This window comes from Listeria cornellensis FSL F6-0969, from assembly GCF_000525855.1.
GTDB lineage: Bacteria > Bacillota > Bacilli > Lactobacillales > Listeriaceae > Listeria_A > Listeria_A cornellensis.
Genome location: NZ_AODE01000004.1, coordinates 104856 through 126790 on the forward strand (window position 1 = coordinate 104856; position 21935 = coordinate 126790).

At 39.0% G+C, this 21935-nt stretch carries 26 protein-coding genes, 1 tRNA gene and 1 pseudogene; 26 read left to right on the forward strand and 2 right to left on the reverse strand.

Features of this window, described 5'->3' with window-relative positions; all coding sequences use genetic code 11:
* Positions 1-171: 171 nt before the first annotated feature.
* The 6 genes from rapZ to PCORN_RS01000 all read left to right on the forward strand — a co-directional run bounded on the left by rapZ (position 172) and on the right by PCORN_RS01000 (position 5625).
* Positions 172-1047 (forward strand): RNase adapter RapZ, encoded by an 876-nt coding sequence (gene rapZ / locus PCORN_RS00975; protein WP_036076738.1) that lies wholly within the window; start codon positions 172-174, stop codon positions 1045-1047.
* Position 1048: 1 nt separating this feature from the next.
* Positions 1049-2014: a gluconeogenesis factor YvcK family protein gene (locus PCORN_RS00980; RefSeq protein ID WP_036076740.1), complete on the forward strand. Its 966-nt coding sequence runs from the start codon at positions 1049-1051 to the stop codon at positions 2012-2014.
* Positions 2015-2020: 6 nt separating this feature from the next.
* Complete coding sequence (whiA, locus tag PCORN_RS00985) at positions 2021-2989, forward strand: DNA-binding protein WhiA (RefSeq protein ID WP_036076742.1); 969 nt, start codon at positions 2021-2023, stop codon at positions 2987-2989.
* Between the two features lie 30 nt (positions 2990-3019).
* Positions 3020-4036, forward strand: a complete 1017-nt coding sequence (namA, locus tag PCORN_RS00990; RefSeq protein ID WP_036076743.1) for an NADPH dehydrogenase NamA — start codon at positions 3020-3022, stop codon at positions 4034-4036.
* 165 nt (positions 4037-4201) lie between these two features.
* The gene (locus tag PCORN_RS00995; protein WP_149024202.1) at positions 4202-4816 is read left to right on the forward strand and encodes a hypothetical protein; all 615 of its coding nucleotides are present in this window, start codon (positions 4202-4204) and stop codon (positions 4814-4816) included.
* A 320-nt stretch (positions 4817-5136) separates the two neighbouring features.
* Positions 5137-5625, forward strand: coding sequence for a hypothetical protein (locus PCORN_RS01000; RefSeq protein WP_036076745.1), 489 nt, complete (start codon positions 5137-5139; stop codon positions 5623-5625).
* Positions 5626-6196: 571 nt separating this feature from the next.
* Here PCORN_RS01000 and PCORN_RS19175 read toward each other — a convergent pair.
* A complete protein-coding gene (locus PCORN_RS19175; protein ID WP_159102500.1) occupies positions 6197-6340 on the reverse strand; it encodes a hypothetical protein in 144 nt (47 codons plus the stop codon).
* A 323-nt stretch (positions 6341-6663) separates the two neighbouring features.
* Between PCORN_RS19175 and PCORN_RS01005 the strand changes: the two genes are divergently transcribed.
* From PCORN_RS01005 to PCORN_RS01055, 13 genes are all read left to right on the forward strand, one after another.
* Positions 6664-7563 (forward strand): hypothetical protein, encoded by a 900-nt coding sequence (locus PCORN_RS01005; protein ID WP_036076746.1) that lies wholly within the window; start codon positions 6664-6666, stop codon positions 7561-7563.
* Positions 7560-8153 carry a hypothetical protein gene (locus PCORN_RS18925; RefSeq protein WP_051999148.1) on the forward strand — a complete coding sequence of 198 codons (594 nt, stop codon included), beginning with the start codon at positions 7560-7562 and terminating at the stop codon, positions 8151-8153. The genes PCORN_RS01005 and PCORN_RS18925 overlap by 4 nt, the downstream gene beginning before the upstream one ends.
* Positions 8131-8547: a sensor histidine kinase gene (locus PCORN_RS16915; protein ID WP_159102501.1), complete on the forward strand. Its 417-nt coding sequence runs from the start codon at positions 8131-8133 to the stop codon at positions 8545-8547. Before PCORN_RS18925 ends, PCORN_RS16915 begins: the two co-directional genes overlap by 23 nt.
* 16 nt (positions 8548-8563) lie before the next feature.
* Positions 8564-9430, forward strand: a complete 867-nt coding sequence (locus PCORN_RS01015; RefSeq protein WP_036076747.1) for a hypothetical protein — start codon at positions 8564-8566, stop codon at positions 9428-9430.
* Between the two features lie 19 nt (positions 9431-9449).
* The gene (locus tag PCORN_RS01020) at positions 9450-10307 is read left to right on the forward strand and encodes a sensor histidine kinase (RefSeq protein WP_036076748.1); all 858 of its coding nucleotides are present in this window, start codon (positions 9450-9452) and stop codon (positions 10305-10307) included.
* A 141-nt stretch (positions 10308-10448) separates the two neighbouring features.
* On the forward strand, positions 10449-11354 hold the full coding sequence (locus tag PCORN_RS01025; protein WP_036076750.1) for a sensor histidine kinase: 906 nt from the start codon (positions 10449-10451) through the stop codon (positions 11352-11354).
* A complete protein-coding gene (locus PCORN_RS01030) occupies positions 11351-12076 on the forward strand; it encodes a LytR/AlgR family response regulator transcription factor (protein ID WP_036076752.1) in 726 nt (241 codons plus the stop codon). The genes PCORN_RS01025 and PCORN_RS01030 overlap by 4 nt, the downstream gene beginning before the upstream one ends.
* A 246-nt stretch (positions 12077-12322) precedes the next feature.
* Positions 12323-12901, forward strand: a complete 579-nt coding sequence (locus PCORN_RS01035) for a hypothetical protein (protein WP_036076754.1) — start codon at positions 12323-12325, stop codon at positions 12899-12901.
* A 14-nt stretch (positions 12902-12915) separates the two neighbouring features.
* Positions 12916-13542: an accessory gene regulator B family protein gene (locus tag PCORN_RS01040; protein ID WP_051999150.1), complete on the forward strand. Its 627-nt coding sequence runs from the start codon at positions 12916-12918 to the stop codon at positions 13540-13542.
* Complete coding sequence (locus PCORN_RS21190) at positions 13535-13672, forward strand: cyclic lactone autoinducer peptide (RefSeq protein ID WP_149024203.1); 138 nt, start codon at positions 13535-13537, stop codon at positions 13670-13672. Before PCORN_RS01040 ends, PCORN_RS21190 begins: the two co-directional genes overlap by 8 nt.
* A 79-nt stretch (positions 13673-13751) precedes the next feature.
* Positions 13752-14195 (forward strand): hypothetical protein, encoded by a 444-nt coding sequence (locus tag PCORN_RS01045; RefSeq protein ID WP_036076756.1) that lies wholly within the window; start codon positions 13752-13754, stop codon positions 14193-14195.
* 13 nt (positions 14196-14208) lie between these two features.
* Positions 14209-15051: a sensor histidine kinase gene (locus PCORN_RS01050; protein ID WP_051999151.1), complete on the forward strand. Its 843-nt coding sequence runs from the start codon at positions 14209-14211 to the stop codon at positions 15049-15051.
* A gap of 15 nt (positions 15052-15066) precedes the next feature.
* Positions 15067-15831: a LytR/AlgR family response regulator transcription factor gene (locus PCORN_RS01055; RefSeq protein WP_036076760.1), complete on the forward strand. Its 765-nt coding sequence runs from the start codon at positions 15067-15069 to the stop codon at positions 15829-15831.
* A gap of 56 nt (positions 15832-15887) precedes the next feature.
* On the opposite strand, the pseudogene clpP reads toward PCORN_RS01055, so the two are convergent.
* Positions 15888-16480, reverse strand: a pseudogene (gene clpP / locus PCORN_RS01060) (ATP-dependent Clp endopeptidase proteolytic subunit ClpP).
* 466 nt (positions 16481-16946) lie between these two features.
* On the opposite strand from clpP, the gene PCORN_RS01065 reads away from it, so the two are divergent.
* The 7 genes from PCORN_RS01065 (at position 16947) to PCORN_RS01095 (ending at position 21889) form a co-directional block, all read left to right on the forward strand.
* Positions 16947-17018 (forward strand) — tRNA-Arg (locus PCORN_RS01065).
* Positions 17019-17201: 183 nt separating this feature from the next.
* The gene (locus tag PCORN_RS01070; protein WP_036076763.1) at positions 17202-17495 is read left to right on the forward strand and encodes a DUF3130 family protein; all 294 of its coding nucleotides are present in this window, start codon (positions 17202-17204) and stop codon (positions 17493-17495) included.
* Positions 17496-17516: 21 nt separating this feature from the next.
* On the forward strand, positions 17517-17831 hold the full coding sequence (locus PCORN_RS01075; protein ID WP_036076765.1) for a hypothetical protein: 315 nt from the start codon (positions 17517-17519) through the stop codon (positions 17829-17831).
* Positions 17818-19302, forward strand: a complete 1485-nt coding sequence (locus PCORN_RS16920; protein ID WP_051999152.1) for a T7SS effector LXG polymorphic toxin — start codon at positions 17818-17820, stop codon at positions 19300-19302. Before PCORN_RS01075 ends, PCORN_RS16920 begins: the two co-directional genes overlap by 14 nt.
* A 21-nt stretch (positions 19303-19323) precedes the next feature.
* Positions 19324-20034 carry a PoNi-like cognate immunity protein gene (locus PCORN_RS01085; protein WP_036076767.1) on the forward strand — a complete coding sequence of 237 codons (711 nt, stop codon included), beginning with the start codon at positions 19324-19326 and terminating at the stop codon, positions 20032-20034.
* Between the two features lie 292 nt (positions 20035-20326).
* Positions 20327-20542, forward strand: coding sequence for a hypothetical protein (locus PCORN_RS01090; RefSeq protein ID WP_036076769.1), 216 nt, complete (start codon positions 20327-20329; stop codon positions 20540-20542).
* A 177-nt stretch (positions 20543-20719) separates the two neighbouring features.
* Complete coding sequence (locus PCORN_RS01095; RefSeq protein ID WP_036076770.1) at positions 20720-21889, forward strand: hypothetical protein; 1170 nt, start codon at positions 20720-20722, stop codon at positions 21887-21889.
* Positions 21890-21935: the final 46 nt, after the last annotated feature.

Consider the following 21935-nt stretch of genomic DNA (forward strand, 5'->3'; position numbering starts at 1 on the left):
TTATGTATATTTTGTGACTTTTTTAGTATAAAATGAAACGCCCGGCTGATTTACTTTGTTAGGTTTTTGATTGGAGGTATGGTAAAATGGGGTTGTGTAACAGTATAGAAGGAAGTAGCTTGGAATAGCATAATGGGACTACTTTTTGAGATAGGAAAGGTTGGGCTATAGATGGCGACGAATCATTTGAAACTAGTGATTATTACGGGTATGAGTGGGGCAGGTAAGACTGTTGCAATGCAATCTTTGGAGGATCTAGGTTACTTTTGTGTGGATAATTTACCGCCTAGTTTATTGCCGAAGTTCTGGGAATTGATGAAGGAATCGGGCAAAATGAATAAAATTGCGCTTGTGATGGATTTGCGGGGACGCGAGTTTTTTGATTCGATTCAACCGGCGCTTGATGAGCTAGATAATACATCGTTTATTACGACGAAAATGTTGTTTTTGGATGCGGATGATCAGGTTTTGGTGTCTCGTTATAAGGAGACTCGTCGCCATCATCCATTGGAGCCGAATGGTTCTGTGTTGGAGGGGATTCGTCAGGAGCGCGAGTTGTTGGAGGACTTGAAAGGACGTTCGCAGCTTGTGATTAATACGTCGACATTGGCGCCACGTGAGCTTCGGGAACGGATGAATAATGAGTTTCAGACGAGTGAACGGGAAATTTTCAACGTGCAGGTGATGTCGTTTGGTTTTAAATATGGTTTGCCGATTGATGCCGACTTGGTTTTTGATGTACGGTTCTTGCCGAATCCGCATTATATTGATAAGATGCGTCCGCTGACTGGGCTTGATAAGGATGTTTATAATTATGTGATGAAATGGCCGGAGACGGAGACTTTCCTCAATAAAGTGATGGATATGTTGCTGTTCACGTTGCCGTTTTATAAGCGTGAAGGGAAGACGCAGTTGGTGATTGCGATTGGTTGTACTGGCGGGCAACATCGATCTGTGGCGCTTTCGGAGTATGTTGGGAATAACTTGAAAACGAAATATGAAACGCAAATCTCGCATCGTGATATGAAACGCAGAAAGGGAAAGTAAGATGACAGCGACGGAAAAGCCGAAAGTGGTCGTGATTGGCGGCGGGACAGGTCTGCCGGTCATACTGCGAGGCTTGAAAAAACAACCTATTGATTTGACTGCGATTGTCACGGTTGCTGATGATGGCGGAAGTTCGGGCAAGATTCGCGAACAAATGGATGTATTGCCACCTGGTGATATTAGAAACGTGATGGTGGCGCTGTCGAATACGGATCCGCGGATGGAAGCTCTGATGCAATATCGTTTTAAAGTGGAAGGTGATTTGTCGGGACACGTGATTGGAAACCTGATTTTGACGGCGTTATCGCAGTTGAATGATAGTTACGTGGAAGCGATTGAAGTACTTAGTAAGGCGATGCGGATTCGTGGAAAAGTGATTCCGGCGACGGATCGACCGCTGATTTTGAATGCGATTATGGAGGATGGCTCGCTTGTGCAAGGGGAGTCGGCGATTCCGATGCAAGGCCAGCCGATTGATCGCGTGTTTATTACGCCTGCGGATGTGAAGGCTTTGCCAGCCGCGATTGAGGCGATTCATGACGCGGATTTGATTGTGCTTGGGCCGGGAAGTCTTTATACGAGTATCTTGCCGAGTTTGTTGGTGCAGGATTTGCAGGATGCGATTTTTGAAAGTAAGGCGTATAAGGTGTATATCTGCAATATTTTGACGCAAGTTGGGGAAACGGATTTCTTCACGGACGCGGATCATGCCCAGGTGATTTTGAACCATGTGGGTCGGCCGATTATTGACGCGATGATGATTAATACCGCCGAAGTGCCGCGACATTTGATGTTTCCTGATGATGTGATGCAAGTCGAGCAGAATTTTGAGAAGGATCATGAGCTGAATATCAACGTCATTGCAGGTGATCTGCTTACCACAGAAGGCGGATTAGTAAGGCACGCAGCGGATAAAGTGACGAACACATTACTACAGATTCTAATGAATTTGAAAGAAAAGGAATGAGGGTCTATGTCCTTTGCCTCGGAAACAAAGAAAGAATTAACCAATTTAGATATTACAAAGACGGATGCAAAAGTGGAACTGTCGGCGTTTATCCGCATGAACGGTGCTGTGTCGTTTTCTAACCAAATGATGGTGGTGGATGTCCAGACGGAGAACGCAGCGATTGCGCGCCGAATGTACCGACTTTTGAAGGAATTGTACCAAGTGCCAATCGAATTATTGGTGCGCAAAAAAATGAAATTGAAGAAAAATAACGTCTATATTGTGCGTCTGAAGGCTAAGACGAAAGAGATTTTGGCTGATTTGGCGATTTTAAATGATGGTGTGTTTCAGAATGCGATTAATCCGGCGTTAATTAAGACGAAGAGTGCGCGCCGGGCCTATCTTCGCGGAGCATTTTTGGCGAGTGGGTCGGTGAATAATCCGGAGACGTCGTCGTATCATTTGGAGATTAACTCGGTGTATGAGGAGCACAATGACGCGATTTGTAGTTTGATGAACAGTTTCAAGCTCAATGCCCGGACGCTGGAACGCCGAAATGGCTATATTACGTACTTGAAAGAGGCGGAAAAGATTACGGAATTCCTGAATATTATCGGAGCAACTGGGGCGCTGCTTCATTTTGAAGACGTGCGGATTATGCGCGATATGCGGAATTCGGTGAATCGCCTCGTGAATTGTGAGACGGCAAACTTGAATAAAACGATAAACGCGGCGGTGCGGCAAATCGATAATATTAAATTTATCGCGGCGGCGGTGGGCTTAGAAGCATTACCTGAAAAGTTACGGGAAATCGCGGTATTGCGTGTTCAATATGAAGACGTGACACTGCAAGAACTTGGCGACATGCTCTCCAGCGGGCCAATCAGCAAATCAGGAATCAACCACCGTTTGCGGAAACTCGACCAAATCGCGGATCAACTGCGAAGCGGCGAATCCCCGTCACAGCTTGGACTTAGAATACCTTCTAAATAAATATAACTAAGAAAAGGATGCGATCAAACCATGTCAAAATTGTTTTCTACGTATAAAACGAAAGGTCTTACTTTGAAAAACCGTGTAGCGATGTCACCAATGTGTATGTATTCTGTAGAGACGGATGATGGAGTGGCGAACGATTTCCATTTTGCCCATTACGTTTCCCGCGCGGCAGGTCAAGTTGGCCTTATCATCTTGGAAGCAACAGCGGTACAGGCAGTTGGCCGGATTTCTCATGGCGATTTAGGATTGTGGGAAGACGCCCAAATTCCAGCCTTGAAGCGAATCGTTGACGGCGTGCATTACCATAAAGGCGCAGTCGGAATCCAGTTGGCACACGCTGGTCGGAAAGCCGTTTTAGACGTAGATCCAGTCGCACCAAGCCCAGTCGCATTTGATGATGAAAGCAAAAAACCGCACGAACTAACAGCGGTAGAAATAGAAGAAGTTGTTGCAGATTTCAAAAAAGCAGCCTTCCGCGCGAAAGAAGCTGGATTTGATGTGATTGAAATTCACGCAGCGCACGGCTATTTACTACACGAATTCCTATCACCGATTTCGAATTTACGCGAAGACCAATATGGCGGCCCAGCAGGGAACCGTTACCGCGTTTTAGGCGATGTGATTAAAGCCGTTCGTGAAGTTTGGGATGGCCCACTTTTCGTTCGTATTTCCGCGACCGATTACGCACACGGCGGTTTGACAGTAGACGATTACATTCCGTTTGCCAAGTGGATGAAAGCAGACGGCGCCGATTTACTAGATGTCAGCAGTGGAGCGCTAGTAAATACCGTTCCAAAAGTATATCCAGGCTATCAAGTACCATTCGCTGAGAAAATTCGCACAGGAGCAGGAATCGCGACCGGCGCAGTAGGCCTCATTACGACGGGCGTTCAAGCAGAAGAAATCCTGCAAAATGACCGCGCCGATTTGATTTTCCTAGGACGCGAATTGTTGCGTGACCCGTATTGGGCGAGAACCGCTGCGAAAGATGTTCGCGGGGAAGTAACACCGCCTGAGCAGTATTCGCGTGGTGGTTGGTAAGTAGATAGAAAAGGATAAGCAACAAGCACTCCAGATTGATTGGGGTGCTTGTTTTTGGTTATAAACCTATTCGTTAATACCATTATTTGGGTTCAGACGCTAATTTGGCATTTCGACTCAAAACGTGTTATTGTAAAGCTATCTTATAAAAAAGGGAGCGCTTATATGAAAAAAATGAGAATTATCATCCTATCACTGTGTTGTTTTGTTTTAGTTTCGTGTGGTGATGAAGATACTAACAGCAAACCCAGTGGAAGCAATGAGCTAAAAGCGAGCATCCATACATCAATCGAAGCTGTTACATATAATCAAGCAATCAAAGAATCTGATTTAATAGCAGAAGTCCAGATTGCAAAGAAAAGCGATACAATTTCAGGTGGGAATAATATTGTCCCAAAAACCAAATTTGAAAGTAAAATTAAAAAAGTCTACGCAGGAGATAAGAAGAATCAGGATATAATTGATATTCTCCAAGATGGCCAAGAAGGACTGGAGATTGAAAATTACCCATTATTCCAATCAGGTGAAACGTATATTTTAATGCTGATGGATTCAGGTGATGGTCAGACATTTTGGATTAAAGGTCAAGTAAATGGAACTTATTTAGTCGATGGAAATACAACACTGAAATTCGGAAATAGCGAGCTTGGTTTGCTTGACAGTAAAAATAATTTAAATTCAGCTGTCATTGAGAAGTTGGAGAATTTCAATAATAAAGTTCAGGTGTTAGACACGATAGATTTTCGTGAACGGCTAGATAAAGATTTAAAGAGAAAATAAAAATTTATTATAAACGCCTTTTTTTGTTCAATATTGAGAATAAAAGTAATTAATGATAGCGTTCAGGATCAATAAAAGACCTTCTAGGACAGATTTGGTTTTATTGATTCTTTTTGTGCTATCCTTAAATCTAATAAAAAAATAAAAAAGAAAAAAGGTGGAGAAAAAATGTTGAAAAAAAACAATTATATCTAGTTTATTGGTAGGAGTTATGGTATCATGGACAGCAAGTGCATCTGTTGCAGCGGCATCAACTGTACAAAATGAAAATGAGGCGACAATTACAACTGTAAGTGAGCTAGAGAAAAAAAATTAATAGCGTGGATTTAAATGATGAATCTAAATTAAACGCTGAGCGGGAAAACATTATTGAAAATACGGAACCAGAAATTTTAGAAGAATATAAAGAGGATTTACAAAATGAAGTTACTGAAGCGACGAACGAATTAGCGGATAGCTTAGAACTAACAACTGATGCTGAAAATCCAGAAAATCAGTATGCTAGTGCGACTACAACATTAGATGATGGTACGGTATTAGAAGTAAACGTATCTGACACCGCTGTTACAAATTTACTACGTGCAGCAACTACAGAAAAATTTGGAGCAAGAAGTTATAAAGTAGAGTCGCGTGTATATCATGTATTATATCCAGATGGTTGGATTTGTTTGCTAACTTTCTATAATGTCAATGGATCTGGGTTGACTGCGACAGGAACATCAGTTGGAGGCACTAGAGGCTTATTCCCGTTATCAATTAATGCTTCGAGTAAGATAACCGATAAAAGAGCTGAAAAAAAATGGATATGATATTAATGGACAAGGGGACTATACATTAAATTATGTAGGTACACATGGAATTGGCATATATGTAATGTATCGCACCCTAGTTAGTACAGTGAAATTAAACAAGTTGTATTCAGCTTCTGCAAGTGTTACTAAAAGCTTTAAACTGTATAAATAGAATTTAAAGAGGGGGTTATGAAGTAATGAGTCAATATATACCGATTACAATGGTCGCGGTGGTTGTAATTGTCATAGCTATTCTCACAGTTGTCATCAGAAAGTCTATAAAGAAAAATTAGTCTGGAAAAGCCTTCGAAAACTTAACTCGAAGGCTTTTCTACGCTCATATTGCTGATGAATAGGGGAGAAAAAATGAAGAAATATGATGTAATAGAATTTTTTTGTTATCGTACTCATTGTGTCTTTATGGTCTTATGTGGTATTTGTGATTAGAGTGGTACCAAATGCTATTGGCATCATACTTACAGCCGTTTTATCCATTTTAATCTATGTTGCAACAAGAAGGAGAAGAAGCTCATAGAACCAGCACTTAAAAAATCAGGTGCTGGTTCATTTTCTGTATTTAAAAATAAAACTAGCACTCAAAATAAAAAAAAGATTCAACAGAAATAATAACCGCAACCGAAAAACTCTCCCATAGCAAAAAATACCCAACTAAAAATAACATAATCGCTCCTGTAAAAACTCCCAATAAATAATCAACCGCTTCATTTCGCATCTACTATCCCGTCCTTTTGTGTTAAAATTCTAGCAAAAAATTGAAAAAGAATCGCGTTCAGGATGAAAAACCAAGCGTTCACGACAAATTTGGTTTTTCGTCTCTTTTTTGTGTTACTATAAAAAATGTATATTATACGGTTAGCTACTTTCATTTATTGAATAGAATTCGAGTGTCATTGCTCAGTTAAAATAATCATAGCATGAAAATATGCGCTGTGACCGGTTCTGTCCTGAATGACCTTATTTCCATCCTGAACGCCAATTCTTTGCATAAAAAAGTATTGCTAACCTGCCAATATACCTATATAATTAGGAGATTCGATGGTTGAAAAGGAGACTAACATGCAAGAGATTCAAACCTATTTTCTATCAGCAGTATTAGGTTGTAGCGTACAAATCATTTCTTTACTTATGGGAATTCAGATTTTCAGCAAGGGAATTTTCTCAAAATTATATTTGATTATCCTATTCTTAATTTTATTGATAAGTGGACTATTGTTGCTTTATTACGTGCAATATTATTCGTTGGTATTCACGATGTGCGTGTTGATATTCGCAATACGATATAAAAAAGGCACATGGCTATTGTCGCTGAGTTTGCCATTTATATGCTTAGTCTATCTCGTTGCAGTGGATTATGTCATAAATTCTTTGGCACTCATGCTATTTCGTTCAAATGTAGAAGAAAACATTTCTAACCCTGAAATTTACCTTACTATCTACATATCTGGGCTAATCGTGACTTACTTATTCTATAAAGGAAGCGCCAAAATAATATTTAACGAGAAAATCAGAGAAATAGCAACCAAAAATAAAGTAATGCTACTCATTACACTAATTATCACGATTCTTATTGTATATTTGCACATCTATTTAGAATCAACCTATCAATTTGCAAATGAAATTGTGTTCTCAAATGCCATCCTATTCCTCGTCTACTTCCTATCCATCACCATGATTTTTATGCTCATCCTTAAAACCAGCGAACGGCAGGCGGAGGCGGTGAGTCAGGCGTTAAAAAAACAGCAATTAGAGGAATATGTAGCATCGATGGAAAAGCTATACAGTGAAATGAATACGTTTCGGCATGATTATATTAACATTTTGGCGAGTTTGAATGGTTATATCGAACAGGGCGACCAAACCTTACTGCAGGTGTATTTTGAAGATACGATTTTGCCGTTATATATAAATAGAGAAACTGGAGGCAGCGAAGAATGATGAGTATTTTTAGTAGTAACAGTGTTTTGATTTGGGTCACGCTTATTGCGGTGGCGTGTGTGGTGCTATTTATCGGGATGATGTTCTTGATGAAGAAACGGGTGAGGATTTCCAAAACGCAACGATATTATATTTTTTTAGCGATTGGAATTATTATCGTGACCGCAGTGATTTTGCAGTTGACGCTCTACATGTCTAGTACATATCAGTTCCCGAAAACGATACTTTATCTGACGGAGATACTTTTCGCGGTGTATTTGGGAATTATTTGTTTGGTGTTGGTGAAGGTGTATCGCGCGAATTTGAAAGAGGCGCAAAAGCGGAATCAGGAGGAGCAAATGGTGCAGCTACAGCAGTACGTGGCGAATGTCGAGCAATTGCAGTCGGATGTTGTGCATTTCCAGCAGGACTATGTGGAAGTGTTGGCGAACTTGGAAACGCTGATTTCGAACGGTCAAATGGAGGAATTGGCGGCGTATTTTGACGCGAATATCATGCCGGTGAATAAGAGCATGGTGGATAATAAATACAAGTTATCGCAAATTAAAAAATATGCATGTTTTGGAGTTGAAAGGCTTACTAGCGGCTAAAATGATGCGTGCACAGGAGCTGAAAATCGACGCCCAGTTAGAAATCGTGGAACCGATTGAGACGATTTCAATGTATAAAGTGGAGTTGTGTCAGATTGTTGGAATCTTGCTCGATAATGCAATCGAGGCGAGTGAAGGGCAACCAGGCGCGTTTATGAAAGTGGCTTTCGTGAAGAATGAGAATACGGTGACGCTCTTGGTGCAGAACAGTTTGCCAGAAAACATGCCAGAGATTCATCAAATGTTTGAGAAAGGATTCTCGACAAAAGGGGAGAATCGGGGCTTGGGGCTTTCGATCGTGCGAGGAATTCTGAATAAAAATCCATCCGTTGTTTTAGATACACAAGTGCTGGAAGGCGAGGCGTTTATGCAAGGGTTGGTTATTAGGCAGTAGGGCTAGGTGATGTTAAATGGACTTAGAAAATGTATTTACTTTAATTCAAGCTACAGCAGCACAAACGATATGTGTCGTAATCACGATACACCTATTCGGGAAAAAGGTTTTTACAAAACTCGAAATGTTAATGATAGTGTTTATTTTATTCTTAGGTGGAGTGCCACTTCTCGGATATTATCAATACTTTTCAATTATATATATTGTTCTAGTATTGACGGGTGCATTGAGGTGGAAAAAGAAAGATTGGTTCCTATCAACTGCGGCTCCACTAATTGCGATTATCTTTATAGTGATGGTGAATTATATATTTGATGGGGTCTCCATCGTATTATTTGGTATTGGAAATAGTTATATAGAGGAGTATCTAAACACGGTCTATGATGTGTTTTTGCTCGTAGTCAATTACTTGATGTGCATTCCAGTGGCGAAATTATTAAATAAAGATGTTATTCAGAAGAGTCGCGCTGCAGATAAAATATTGATTGTGGCTACCTTGTTAACGACGGTGATCTTGTTGTATATGTTTATTTATATAGGTTCATTATATGATTTTTCGAATGAAATCATGGTGGTAAATGCGATATTGTTCACGGTTTATTCGGGTTTGTTATTTATTGTATTTACTATCATGCTAAAAATTAGTGAAAATAAGATAGCTGTAGATAATCAGAAAGAGAAGCTTATGCAACTCGAATCTTACACGGATAAATTGGAGAAGATTTATGGTGAAATGAATTTGTTTAAGCATGATTATATAAATATTTTAGCGAGCTTACAAGGCTATATAAACAACGCAAATCAACAAGAATTAGAGATATATTTTAAGGAAACGATAGCTCCATTAACACAAGAAATGGAGTCAAATAAAATACAAACATAAAAATAGATAGGAGAAACCAATGTACTCATCATTGTTTTTATGGATAGCCGGTACATACCAGTTATTTGGAATTGTACTGGTTACTAATGTGCTTGCTAGCAAAGTGTTATCAAGAAAAGATATGATTTTAGTGACGGTTATTATGACAATTGGGGGCTCTTTACTTCTAAACTTGGTGCAATACTTTGCAGAAGTATATACTATAGGTGTTCTAATTTTATTTTTAATCTGGAAGGGAGTTCAATGGGTAAAGTCTTTTATTTTTGTTATAGTAGGTCAAATATTATTTATTCTAAGTGATTATCTAATAGGAGTTTTTGTTGGTACGGCTTTAGGAGTATATAGTGGAGACTATCATACTACTCTCCTGGACGCATGGTTTATAATGGTGATTTTTGTCACTCCATGCTTAATAGTAGCGTATATATTTTCCCTTTGTGTTAGTTGGATATTGCGTAGAGGAAGATTTAAGAACGCCGTTAAATATAATGAATTTATGATCATATCTTTATTGATGTTAACTATCGCTATTATGTATTTTCTTATATATTTGGAAGATACTCTAGGTCTACCTATTGAGGTGGCCGAACTGTATATTGTTATATTTGCAACCTTAATCTTAGCAATCGGGATTGTATTTGCAATTGCTGCTAAAGTTGAAAAAACGCGAGCTGAACAAATGAAGCGAGAACAAGAATTGGCACAGTTGCGTGATTACACAGAGAAATTAGAGATGTTAAATGCTGGTATGAGTCTGTTTAAGCATGATTATATTAATATTTTAGCGAGTATCCATGGCTATATTGTAGCGGGAGATAAAGAAATATTGGAAGCATATTTCAAAACGACGATTCATCCGCTAATAAAGAAATCATGATTTATCAGCAGAACAACCAGCGTAATAAAGGTGGCAACAGCTAGACATCACTAATATATCATTTCAATAAAAACATTAAATTAATATGGAAATTTGAATCAAAAAAATAGGATAATGGTTGCTAATATTGGAGGAAGGTATATGGGGTTAGAGAGTTTTTTATTAACAATAATGCTAATTGTTTTCCAAATATATTGTATTGTAGTTTCTGTCAACATATTATCAAATAAAGTCTTTTCAAAGCGCTTTGTTTTTATAATGGGATTGTTACTAGGAGTATCGGGAACAACGTTATTTTTTTACGCAGAATATTATTCGTTAGTTTTTATAGCAGGAATCTTAATGTTAGCTCTTAGATGGAAAAAGAAGAGATGGTTTGTATGCATCGTAACACCACTGGTAACACTTTTTCTACTAGTTATAATAAGCTATCTTATGGATGCAGTACTCATAGGGGTATTCCAACTAAATAATATACTATGGAATAATGGCATAGTAACGAATATAGTATATTGTACTATTTTGCTGATACTAACGCATGTTATTTCAGCAGGAGTCAATCGCTTAATTCGAAGTAAACCCTACAAGACAACTATAAATAAAAATGTATATTTGTTTGCATCTATTCTGGTAATTACGGTTGTCATTATATATTCATTTATCTATATTGAGTCAATCTACCAATTTCCAAGTGAAATTATCTTTTTTAATGGCATCTTGTTTATGACTTTACTTTGCATGATTGCAGCAACAACATTCACCTTAGTAAAAATAAATCAAAGACACGTCGAAATTGAAAAGGAGAAAACAGAGAAGAGGCAACTAACAAAATACACATTAGCTCTTGAAAAACTTTCGAATGAGATGAGCGATTTCAACCACGACTACATTAATATTTTAGCGAGTTTGCACGGTTACATTGAAAAAGGCGATCAACTTCTCCTTAAAAATTACTTTCAAGAAACAATTCAGCCACTAAATCAAGCATTAATAAATAACAAAAACCAGCTTTCTGAATACACAAATAGAAAGGACTTAACCCAATGATTCCAATCTACATATGCGAAGATGATGAAATGCAGCGGAATAAAATCGTGGCGTATATCGAGGACTACATTACCATCGAACATCGAGATATGCGCGTTCTACTTGCAACGGAAAATCCCACGAAGCTGCTAGACGCCAGCAAGAAAAAGAAAGAACCAGGCCTGTATTTCCTAGATGTAGCCTTAAAAACTCAAACGATTAACGGTTTCGAACTGGCAAAAGAAATTAGAAAAAGCGATCCACGCGGCTTCATCGTATTCATCACGTCGCATTCTGAAATGAGCTACCTAACATTCACCTACAAAATCGAAGCGATGGATTATATCATCAAAGACGACTACGAGAATATCCGAAAGCGTATTGTCGAATGCATGGAAAGTGTAAGCAAGCGGATTAAGAATCATGGAAATAAAGGTAAATATTTAACGATAAAAATTGATGACCGGATTATGCATGAACCACTAGAAAATATCTTATTCATCGAAACTTCCCCGCGTCCGCATAAAGTGATTTTGCACGGTCGAAATCGCCAAATTGAGTTTTACGGAAAGTTAAGAGATATTGAATCCGAATTAGACAATCGATTTTACCGAACACATCGCGCTTTTCTGGTGAATAAAGATCATATTTTAGAGGTCGATACGAATAAAGGCGTCGCTTATATGGTCAATGGTGAAAAATGTATGGTCTCGACACGGAAAATAAAAGGATTAAAAAACTAAAAATCAGGATAAAACATTGGACGTACCTCCAATATTTTATCCTTTTTTGGGCTATAAAATTAATTAATGTTACATGCGTTACTCAAAAATGCCCCTTTTTTCGCGCTTACGAACGAAATCGCTACGTTCACGACAAAATGATAAAAAGAGTACTTTTCTGTCGTATAATTGGTTTATGGAAATAAGGCTTACCGAGATGAGCTTTTTGAACCACATTATTCGACGCTGAAAGGAGCAGATCACGAGATGATGAAACCGTTTATTCAAGCAAAAATGGCTAGCACACAACCATGCTTATTTTTCCAAAAGGAAATTGTTCGTGATTTGCAATTTTTTAGCCCCGTCTTGGCTAAAATTAATTTAGTAGACCGCAATAGTGAGGATTCAAAATGGGATTGTCTCATGTTGGCAGTATTTTCAAAGCTTGGACGTGACTATATAAATAAAGAAGACTACTTTTTAGATCGATTTCCAGTAGCTGGCCATCAACCAAAATATAAAATGTTGATTACATACCGTGGTTACATCTATTTTTTGGATAGCATCACAAGGCACGTTGGGATCAGTGATAATCGGTTTTTAGTAGGACTTAATCGCGACAAGCTGTACATGATTGTTTATCGGGATGAGGCACTGTATAGTAAGCCGCTGAGAGGGAAGCACAATCTTCTCTCTCAAGACGGAAGAGTGACACGAAATATAGAGAAAATATTGAATGAGAATGAAATACCAAATGATAGGGTAGAAATTGCAGAGTTTGTTAATTCGGACAGAGCTAGTGAAATTTCGCTAGTCTCTGTCTGGGAATTAGCACTCGATGAATAGGGAGGCGAATTGGAATGTTTAGTTTGACCGTCCCCAATATGGCAGCAAAGATTACCAGAACGATTTTCCGCGATAGGAAAGTTGATGAAGACAGATTTGCGATTGTAAAGTATGGTGTAGAAATATTTTTAGTGAACGTGACGAAGGGAATTACCGTATACCTCGCCGCTGCCTTGTTAGGGATGATTTGGCAGACGTTGGTTGTACATCTTTCTTACTTGATGATTCGTAGGCATTCGTTTGGTCTGCATGCGAAGACTAGTTTGGGGTGCACAATAACGAGTGTTGTGATGTTTGTGGTATTACCTTATTTTGTGAAGGATGTGCAATTGTCTGGATGGATGATTGTACTTATAAGCGCTTTAATTTTACTGAATATTGCGATATTTTCACCTTCGGATACTGAAAATATGCCGCTTTTTAATGCTCGGAAAAGACACAAATTGAGGTTAAAATCATTTTTCAACACATTAGTTGTTTTGTTTTTTGTACAAATAGTCTCGCATGAAGACATTAAAGTTATGATTTTATTGGGTGCCTGTTTACAAATGCTTTTGATTCATCCACTAACATACCGAATATTTAGAAGGAGATATAACAATTATGAAACTGTTCAAAAAGAGAGCCAGAGAAATGAGTAGTCGTATTTTAACACAAACAGAAAGGCGAGCAATTGAAATAGCGGATAGATCAACAAAATCTGCATGTAGTTTTTTTGTGTACGAGCCTAAAATACCAAATGCGCTACTAAATAAAATAAAGCAGTCTTAATCCATAGGGCGAAATTTGTAAATTAGAGTATTTTCATCTATAATTTAGATTAAGGACTTTAATTATGCAGGAGGGAAATATGGAAATAGACGTAAGATTAATAATTGGATGCCTTACACAGATAATTTGTCTAGTGATTGGCATCCAAGTGTTGGGGAGATTTAAATTCAGCTGGCTATTTACTATTATTTTATTGGCAATGATGGCCGTCATTGCTATACCAATGTATGCATTCTATACATACATATCTGTTATTTATATGATTGCAGTTTCTATATGGGCGCTAAATAGAGGGATTAAAAATATAAAACTATCTTTACTGTTTACGATTGTTACTTTTATTATAATGGTAATAGTAGATTATTTAGTGAGTTTGACTTTAATGATTTTGCCAAACATGGAATTCCATACAATAGAAGCTGGCGAACCTCAGGCCAATTTAATTTTTTTTACTGTATTTCTGTATAATTATCAGTTTGGTAGATATAGTTTTAAAGAGAATAGGTGGGAAGGTAGTTTTTAAGAATCGTTACCTAATGTTAACTTTAGTTATTAGTATACTTACCCTAGTTATGTTCTATTTCTATATCTGGCAAGGAAAAGAGCAAGGTTTTTCCGATACTGCCATTACCACAAATGCCGTAGCTTTTCTTGTGTATACAGTTATTATGATTGTGGTTTTAGCGATAATAGTAAAAAGCTCAGTCAAAAACGCCAAAGTCGAAGCTCAAGCTCTCCAAATGCGCCAACTCCGTGAATATGTCGGGGCACTCGAAGCGCTTCAAAAAGACATGCGGGTTTTTCGACATGATTACGTGAATATCTTATCTGGCATCAATGGTTTCATCACAAACTCGGACATGGATGGGCTCAGTGTTTATTTTCGGACGAAGGTGATTCCGATGAATTCGGATATGGAAGTCAATATTTCGAAGCTTTCGACGTTGCAGAATCTGGAGGTTATTGAACTGAAGGGACTGTTTGCTACGAAGATGATTCGGGCGCAGGAATGGGGCGTGGATGCGCAGGTGGAGGTTTATAAGCGAATTGATGAAATGAATATGGACAGTATTGATTTGTGTCGGGTAACGGGGATTTTATTGGATAATGCAATCGAGGCGGTCGTTGATACTGCTGATCCAACTGTTCGAGTTGCAATTATTCAGAAAAAAGAGGCGATTGTACTCATTTTTGCTAATAGTTTACCGGAGGATTCGCCGCCGATTCATCACTTTTTCGAGGAAGGATTTTCTACGAAGGGCGAGAACCGCGGGATTGGGCTTTCGACTTTGAAGAAGACGTTAAAGAAATATCCGAATGTATCTCTGGACACGAAGATCACGCAGCATGGTTTTGTGCAGGAACTGGAAATAGGCTAACTGGAGGGTGAGGAGATGATTGAGGTTTTTATCTGTGAGGACGAGGTTAATCAACGAAGCGAGCTTGTCAAACATGTTGAGAATTACATCATGATGGAGAATTTTGACATGGAGCTCGCTTTATCCACAGGTGATCCTGAAGAACTATTATCTTACGTCCAATTTGGTGGCGAAGGTATGGGTCTTTACTTTCTAGATGTTGACTTGAAGCATCCGCGGCTGGACGGTTTGGAGCTGGCGCAGAAGATTCGGGAATACGATCCTAGAGGGTTTATCGTTTTCATCACAACTCACGCAGAACTCAGTTACTTAACTTTTACATATAAAGTGGAGGCCATGGATTATATTATCAAGGACGATTTCGACAAAGTGCGCAATCGGATTTTTGATTGTATGAGAAGTGTTGAGGAAAGAGTTGGCAGGGAACGTAAAGAGGTCGGCAAGTTTTTTACTATGAAAACGGATGAAAAAGTGATTCACGAGCTCTATGATGATATCTTGTTTTTGAGTACGTTAAAAACGAAGGCGCGGAGGATTATTTTGCATGGGCAAGACCGCCAAATCGAGTTTTATGGTACGCTTAAGAGTTTGGAAGATAGTTTCGACGAGCGGTTTTATAAGACGCATCGGGCTTTCATTGTGAATACGGACAAAATTGAATCGGTGAATTATGTGAACGGTATTATCACGATGGTGAATCAAGAGGAATGCCTGCTTTCTACGAGATCGAGTAAGGATTTTCGCGATTTTATTCGTAGACGCCGTGGGAATATCGACTAACAACAAAACTCCCGAGTTATCTCTGAAAACGAGAATGGCTCGGGAGTTTTGTTTGGTTATTTTAGACCGGCTTTGTTGACTACGATGTCGTCGATTAGGCCGTATTCTTTGGCTTCCGCTGCAGTCATGAAGTTATCGCGATCTGTGTCGCGTGAAATAACTTCGATTGGTTGACCTGTGCGCTCAGCATGATTGTGTTCATGCGCTCTTTGATTTTTAAAATGTGGCGAGCTGCGATTTCGATTTCCGTTGCTTGGCCTTGTGCGCCGCCGAGTGGTTGGTGAATCATGATTTCAGCGTTTGGAAGTGCAAAACGTTTGCCGTCCGCGCCAGCTGTAAGTAGGAATGAACCCATCGATGCTGCCATACCCATCGCGATTGTTTGAACGTCCGCTTTTACGAAGTTCATTGTGTCATAAATCGCCATCCCAGCAGAAATACTGCCGCCTGGTGAGTTGATATAAAGGAAAATATCTTTCTCAGGGTCTTGCGCGTCTAAGAATAGCAATTGCGAAACGATTGAGTTGGCAACGTTATCGTCAATCGCACTGCCTAGCATAATAATCCGATCTTTAAGTAAGCGGGAATAGATGTCATAAGCGCGTTCCCCACGGCTAGTTTGCTCGATTACTGTTGGAATTAAATTCATAATAAAACCCTCCTGTTTAGGTATATTTCATTTAAAAAAGAAACTGAGACAAAATCGAAATAATGAAAAGATTGCCAAACCCTTTTACGGGTAAGATGAAGATAATGCTTTACACGAATCGAGCGAAAGCGTTTGTATTCCAATAATTTGGTGGAAGCCGGAAGCGGAGCATACTAGTGTATGTGATGACTGAAAGCAGGGAGAGGGTAGTTTCCTCGACCATGCAAGAAGTTAAGCGTAGCAAGTATTGCGTAGCAGAACCGGAAGTCCGCCGAATTATTGGAATGCAGGCGCTTGTCGCCGATTTATTTCGATTATGTTCCATTCTCCTCTTGATGCTTCTATATTACACGATTGGTCAAACTAGGTCAAACGAAAGGCTCGAATGAAATATTCATGTGAGATAAAGCTTGTGTAATTGGCAGTTTTCCGCTATAATTATTGATTGTGAGTGTATTAAAAATTCGTCCTCGTGGTGCAACGGATAGCACGTGAGCCTCCGAAGCTCAAAATATAGGTTCGATTCCTATCGAGGGCACTATTGAGTAAAAAAGAAGTCGTTAATCTGCGGATAACTTGTTGGTATGACAGGTCTGATATGCAGGATAACGGCTTTTTGTTTTGGAGTCATGTTGTAAAAAGTAGAAATGGGTTTTTTTTCCGAATCGTATATGGTATAATATTTCCATGAGTATTAGAATAAGGAAGGATTGAGTAACAAGTGGCAAAGAAAATACAGCTACCGAGTGGGAGATTATTGGAACATGCGACGGCGATTGGGAAGAATTCAGATGCTTTGGCGTTTAAACTAAGCCCGAATGTTGCTTATTCCACAGGCACGGCGCAAGAGTTAGTCCAGGATTGCATGGAAATAACACAATTTTTGCAAGCGTTTCCGAGTGCGTTTGTAAAAGATGGGCAGAACTTAAAGAATGTAGAGAAAGCTTTTGTAGCATCGGAAAAAGCACTGGGGCAAATGTTGCAATCTGGATTGGATTTTGTAGGTAAGAAATGATCATGAGGGGGCATAGGGAAGATGGAAAAAGAGAGAAAACGGCTAGAAAAACAATTAGAAGAAAGCGTCAATAAACGGAGAAAGTTAGAGGATATTCAAATAGGGTTGATTCAACTAAATCGGGATAAAGCGAATATTCTTGTGAATTTTAGTGAGGCGTGGCAAGGGAAGAAAGCTGATGAAACGATGAGTAAATTGGAAGACGCGGTGGAAGAAGAATGGCGTGAGACACGTCAATACGTGAATGCGTTAGAAGACGAAATCATCGAGGAAAAACGACAAATTCGCATCCAGTTGGAGAAGTTAAAGGAGAATGCGAAAAATGGCGCGCATTGATATTGCAGAAATACATAATTTTGTGTCGGTTTTTATCGCCGAATCTAAGCGAGTGCAACAAGAGTTAGAGCAACGAAAGACGGCGATTGGTAGTTTTTTATCCGATTCGGATATTCAAGGAGAAATCGGTGACCAAGCAAAGACGTATTACCGAGGCGTGTACTTTCCGCTCATTAAGGCTACGAAAAATAGCCTACAGGATGCCGAAGAACGCTTGAAAAAATACGTGTCGGATTTCTATTCACAAGTGGATTACTCGATGAATGCTAAGCTGGATTTGGCACGGATGTATGAGTTACAAGCCGACATGCGGAAGTATGAGAACAAAATAGAGGCATTGAAAGCAGATACCAACTCCGCAGCTAATAGTATGGCCTCCATTGGGAAAAATATTGGGTTACAATTAGGCATGGAAACGGCGATGGGACAATTTCGTAAAGAAGAAGAAATACTGGAGAAATACGAGCAATTTGAAGCAACACATAGGAATGTGCTATGTGATGTATTGACGGATTTACATCAAGTGAAGCAAAGTCTTGCGCAGATTGAAAGTGGTATTGCATTTAACGCTTCCTTCCACATGTTTCAGCCAACGAAAATAAAGCTAGGCGCATTAGCTCCGAAAAAAGAGAAGAAGACATTCAATTTCGATAAATACGAGAAGACCTTGCAGGGGAACTACTGGGTGTTGACGAAGAATGGGAAGACCAATGCTGACTGTGCAGAAGCGACAATTGCATATAATGGTGGTTTGAGGGACGGTTCCGTTAAAGAAGTGAGGACGGAGCAGGAAGATATCGATGCTAAGGTAATTAAAGCAGCAATGGAGGGACTGTATTATTTTACAGATGAACCAATTAGTAAAATGCAGAGTTTTTCCATTATAGCTGGGATGGCAACAAGTCTTGTGGCGATGCGTGCTCGCGGGCGTGTATTTTCCAAAGAAAAGTTAAACAGCGTAAAATCTGATTTGAAGATAAAAATGAACACGATTCCCCCAAATGTGCATACAACACAGTTTAATGTCATTAAAAAGGTCGAAAGTAGCAAAGTTAAGCTAGTGACAAACAAGCGTAAAGGCAACTATGGCGAGATGAAAATGGACGTTTATTTTGAGAGTACCACATATAAACGAATTAGTGGAGATCGAGTAACAGGGCTGAATGATAAAATTGTCAAAGGTATCGATGGAGTGTATGAAAACTCCAGCCCACCACCGAAGTACGTTATTGCGGAAGCGAAGTATGGGACTTCTCAGTTGGGCAAAACAAAAAGCGGCAAGCAAATGAGTGATAGCTGGGTTGAATCTAATACTAGACTGAGATCGTCGGTAGGAAAAGATAAGGCAAATGAAATTATGTTGGAAGGTATTCTTGATCCAACAAATGTAGAGAAGAAACTCATCAATATTAGTGATACTGGTGTAGTTGAGCAACATACACTTAATGTTGAAGGTAAGAAAATAAAGTAAGGAAGCAAGGAGTGGTCTATTTTGACTAGAGATACAAAGAAAGATAAACAATATTTTATTGATTTTATTCAATATGAGAACCAGAGTATTGAAAAATTTCAGAATGCGGTAAACAGCGTCATTGAAGCGAGAGGTAAGGATGATCAAGGAGTCAGTAGAGGATACAATTTCTTGTTTGGTCTACACTTTAGCAAATTAAATGCGCTATATTCAAGCGGCGCTCCACTAGAAGAAATCAAAGAATTTATACCAGAGATAATTGATATCACAGAAAAGGTTTGGAAGTCTGAGAGTGGTTATGTAGAGATGGTATGGCTGTTGTCAGTAGGTATTATGTTAGAGATTCCAGACGAGCAAATGAAAAGATTACATGACATCGTAAAATCAGATGGTGTAGAAGATTATTTACTAAACTACCTAATGAAAAAGGATGGCAGTAATTCAGCTTTGACAAGTCCCTTTTTGCATGAGGTTCCCTATAAATTCCTTCAATTGGTTATAGAGTCCAATGGTAAGGCTGCCATAAATTTATTAAAACAATATCTGAGTGACGAATGGTATGAAAGGCATGATGATATGGGATGGTACGACTCCGATAAAAGTAAAGAAAATATATATAGTGGGTACTGGAGTTTTGAAAGTGGAGCTATAGCTAAAATGATGGGATTAGATGACAGCTTTATAAAGGATAGTCCATTTTATCCCTATGATTTAGTTCATTATAAGGATTAAATGTCCAATAACTAAAAGAATTAATCGAATAGAGAATAATTGATTTGCGGCTTCGTATTTTGAAATTATAGAAGAATGCTATGAATTGGTTTAGTGAAAAATGATGTTGACAGCAAAAAAGTAGCAACATGTATAATACCTATTGTAAAAAAACAAGCAATTTCACAAACTAGATATAGCAATAGCAACGATTATAGAGCCTAATATCATTTTTCGTGACTCTTAATCAGCGGGTCGTGAGCTTGTGTCTCTCACGTTCTAATGTATTAATCACTGGAGATGATAATGAAATGTGGGAATGATCGTGGCAGATATTTTGAAAACCCTGCGTAGCAATAAATCTGTCCCACATATTAAACCCGTCGAAGGCACTAAGAAATTCGAAAGACATTGTTACTTAGAGTCAGAACCGTATGATAGCAACCTATTGGAGATTGTAGAAGATTTTCAATATTGGTTCGCTCATACGGTTGTTTTTTATAGTGAATTCACCGTGATTTATATTTGATAAATTACTACATTTTATGCTACAATTCATGTGACAGTAATTATTGATTTCTTTAAATTTCAGAACATTCTCACTAGTTTGTTTGATATTGAACATACTCAGAAATAGGGAGGAACACGAGGGTATTACGCGGGATAATATGTCGGGTGGAATAATTTAATGAGATGGGGGATTTATATGAATCCGGTTACAGCTTTTACGATTATCATGCTTATTTGGACTATTGGTGATTTTGTGGCTAAGAAAACGAAGTCGCTTATTTCTTCTTTACTTGTGGCGGCGATTATTTTTATTGTTGGTTTTAAAACGAATCTATTTCCGGAAGATTTGTTGACAAGTTCTTCTTTACTCGCGCTAGGTCAGACGGTTATCGGCATGCTGATTGTTCATATCGGGACGATGATTAGTATTGACGAATTGAAAAAACAGTGGAGAACGGTTCTTATCGGTGTTTCGGCGATCCTTGGCATTATCGTTTTTCTTTTCACGATTGGTTCTTTCTTTTTGGATCAAAACTTCATCATTTCGGCGATTGGTGCGATTAGTGGTACGACGGTTGCGGTTATCATTATTCAAGAAGCGGCTCTGGCATCTGGATTGGTGTTGGTTGCTGTTTTCGCTGTGTTGATTTCGGCTTTTCAAGGCTTGATCGGTTATCCGCTGACGTCGGTTATTTTGCGGAAAGAGGCGCAGCGTGTGCGGGGGGAATATCGGGCTGGCACGTTGAAAGTGAAGGCACCGGTCGAAAAAGAGATGAGTAAGGAACCGAGAACGATTTTGCCACAAGCGTTTCAAACGACGGCGGGGACTTTGTTTGTAGTCGGTGCGGTGGTCATGTTGGCTGGGTTTATTGCTGACATGACGAATGGAATTTTGAACCAATTTGTTGTGGCGTTATTGCTTGGTATTTTACTTCGTGCATTTGGTATTCTAAAACCGAACATTTTGACTGGTATTGATGCATACGGGTTGATGATGATTGGGATTTTGCTCATTATTTTTGGACCGCTTGCTACGTCTTCGGTGGACGATTTAATTGCGCTGATTGGTCCGCTTTGTATCGCATTTGCCATTGGGGTTACAGGAAGTATCGCATTTTCGGCCGTTTTGGGGAAACTTCTTGGGTATAGTATGGCAATGTCGATGGCGATTGGGTTAACGACGCTCTATGGTTTTCCTGGAACAATGATTTTGAGTCAAGAGGCCGCGAAAAGTGCTGGTGAGAACAAGGATGAAATCGCGGCGATTGAGGGAGAAATATTACCGAAAATGATTGTTGCTGGTTTTTCGACGGTTACTATCTTGTCGGTGGTGGTTACGAGTATTTTGGCAGGGTTTATACATTAGATAGAAGTTTCACTCGTTAAATACTATTGGTTAAAATTGAAACTGC

What these genes read in the sequence shown, in the direction of transcription:
- rapZ (WP_036076738.1), top strand. Translation starts at nt 172, where the DNA reads ATGGCGACGAATCATTTGAAACTAGTGATTATTACGGGTATGAGTGGG.
- PCORN_RS00980 (WP_036076740.1), top strand. Translation starts at nt 1,049, where the DNA reads ATGACAGCGACGGAAAAGCCGAAAGTGGTCGTGATTGGCGGCGGGACA.
- whiA (WP_036076742.1), top strand. Translation starts at nt 2,021, where the DNA reads ATGTCCTTTGCCTCGGAAACAAAGAAAGAATTAACCAATTTAGATATT.
- namA (WP_036076743.1), top strand. Translation starts at nt 3,020, where the DNA reads ATGTCAAAATTGTTTTCTACGTATAAAACGAAAGGTCTTACTTTGAAA.
- PCORN_RS00995 (WP_149024202.1), top strand. Translation starts at nt 4,202, where the DNA reads ATGAAAAAAATGAGAATTATCATCCTATCACTGTGTTGTTTTGTTTTA.
- PCORN_RS19175 (WP_159102500.1), bottom strand. Translation starts at nt 6,340, where the DNA reads ATGCGAAATGAAGCGGTTGATTATTTATTGGGAGTTTTTACAGGAGCG.
- PCORN_RS01005 (WP_036076746.1), top strand. Translation starts at nt 6,664, where the DNA reads ATGGTTGAAAAGGAGACTAACATGCAAGAGATTCAAACCTATTTTCTA.
- PCORN_RS18925 (WP_051999148.1), top strand. Translation starts at nt 7,560, where the DNA reads ATGATGAGTATTTTTAGTAGTAACAGTGTTTTGATTTGGGTCACGCTT.
- PCORN_RS01015 (WP_036076747.1), top strand. Translation starts at nt 8,564, where the DNA reads ATGGACTTAGAAAATGTATTTACTTTAATTCAAGCTACAGCAGCACAA.
- PCORN_RS01020 (WP_036076748.1), top strand. Translation starts at nt 9,450, where the DNA reads ATGTACTCATCATTGTTTTTATGGATAGCCGGTACATACCAGTTATTT.
- PCORN_RS01025 (WP_036076750.1), top strand. Translation starts at nt 10,449, where the DNA reads ATGGGGTTAGAGAGTTTTTTATTAACAATAATGCTAATTGTTTTCCAA.
- PCORN_RS01030 (WP_036076752.1), top strand. Translation starts at nt 11,351, where the DNA reads ATGATTCCAATCTACATATGCGAAGATGATGAAATGCAGCGGAATAAA.
- PCORN_RS01035 (WP_036076754.1), top strand. Translation starts at nt 12,323, where the DNA reads ATGATGAAACCGTTTATTCAAGCAAAAATGGCTAGCACACAACCATGC.
- PCORN_RS01040 (WP_051999150.1), top strand. Translation starts at nt 12,916, where the DNA reads ATGTTTAGTTTGACCGTCCCCAATATGGCAGCAAAGATTACCAGAACG.
- PCORN_RS21190 (WP_149024203.1), top strand. Translation starts at nt 13,535, where the DNA reads ATGAGTAGTCGTATTTTAACACAAACAGAAAGGCGAGCAATTGAAATA.
- PCORN_RS01045 (WP_036076756.1), top strand. Translation starts at nt 13,752, where the DNA reads ATGGAAATAGACGTAAGATTAATAATTGGATGCCTTACACAGATAATT.
- PCORN_RS01050 (WP_051999151.1), top strand. Translation starts at nt 14,209, where the DNA reads ATGTTAACTTTAGTTATTAGTATACTTACCCTAGTTATGTTCTATTTC.
- PCORN_RS01055 (WP_036076760.1), top strand. Translation starts at nt 15,067, where the DNA reads ATGATTGAGGTTTTTATCTGTGAGGACGAGGTTAATCAACGAAGCGAG.
- PCORN_RS01075 (WP_036076765.1), top strand. Translation starts at nt 17,517, where the DNA reads ATGGAAAAAGAGAGAAAACGGCTAGAAAAACAATTAGAAGAAAGCGTC.
- PCORN_RS16920 (WP_051999152.1), top strand. Translation starts at nt 17,818, where the DNA reads ATGGCGCGCATTGATATTGCAGAAATACATAATTTTGTGTCGGTTTTT.
- PCORN_RS01095 (WP_036076770.1), top strand. Translation starts at nt 20,720, where the DNA reads ATGAATCCGGTTACAGCTTTTACGATTATCATGCTTATTTGGACTATT.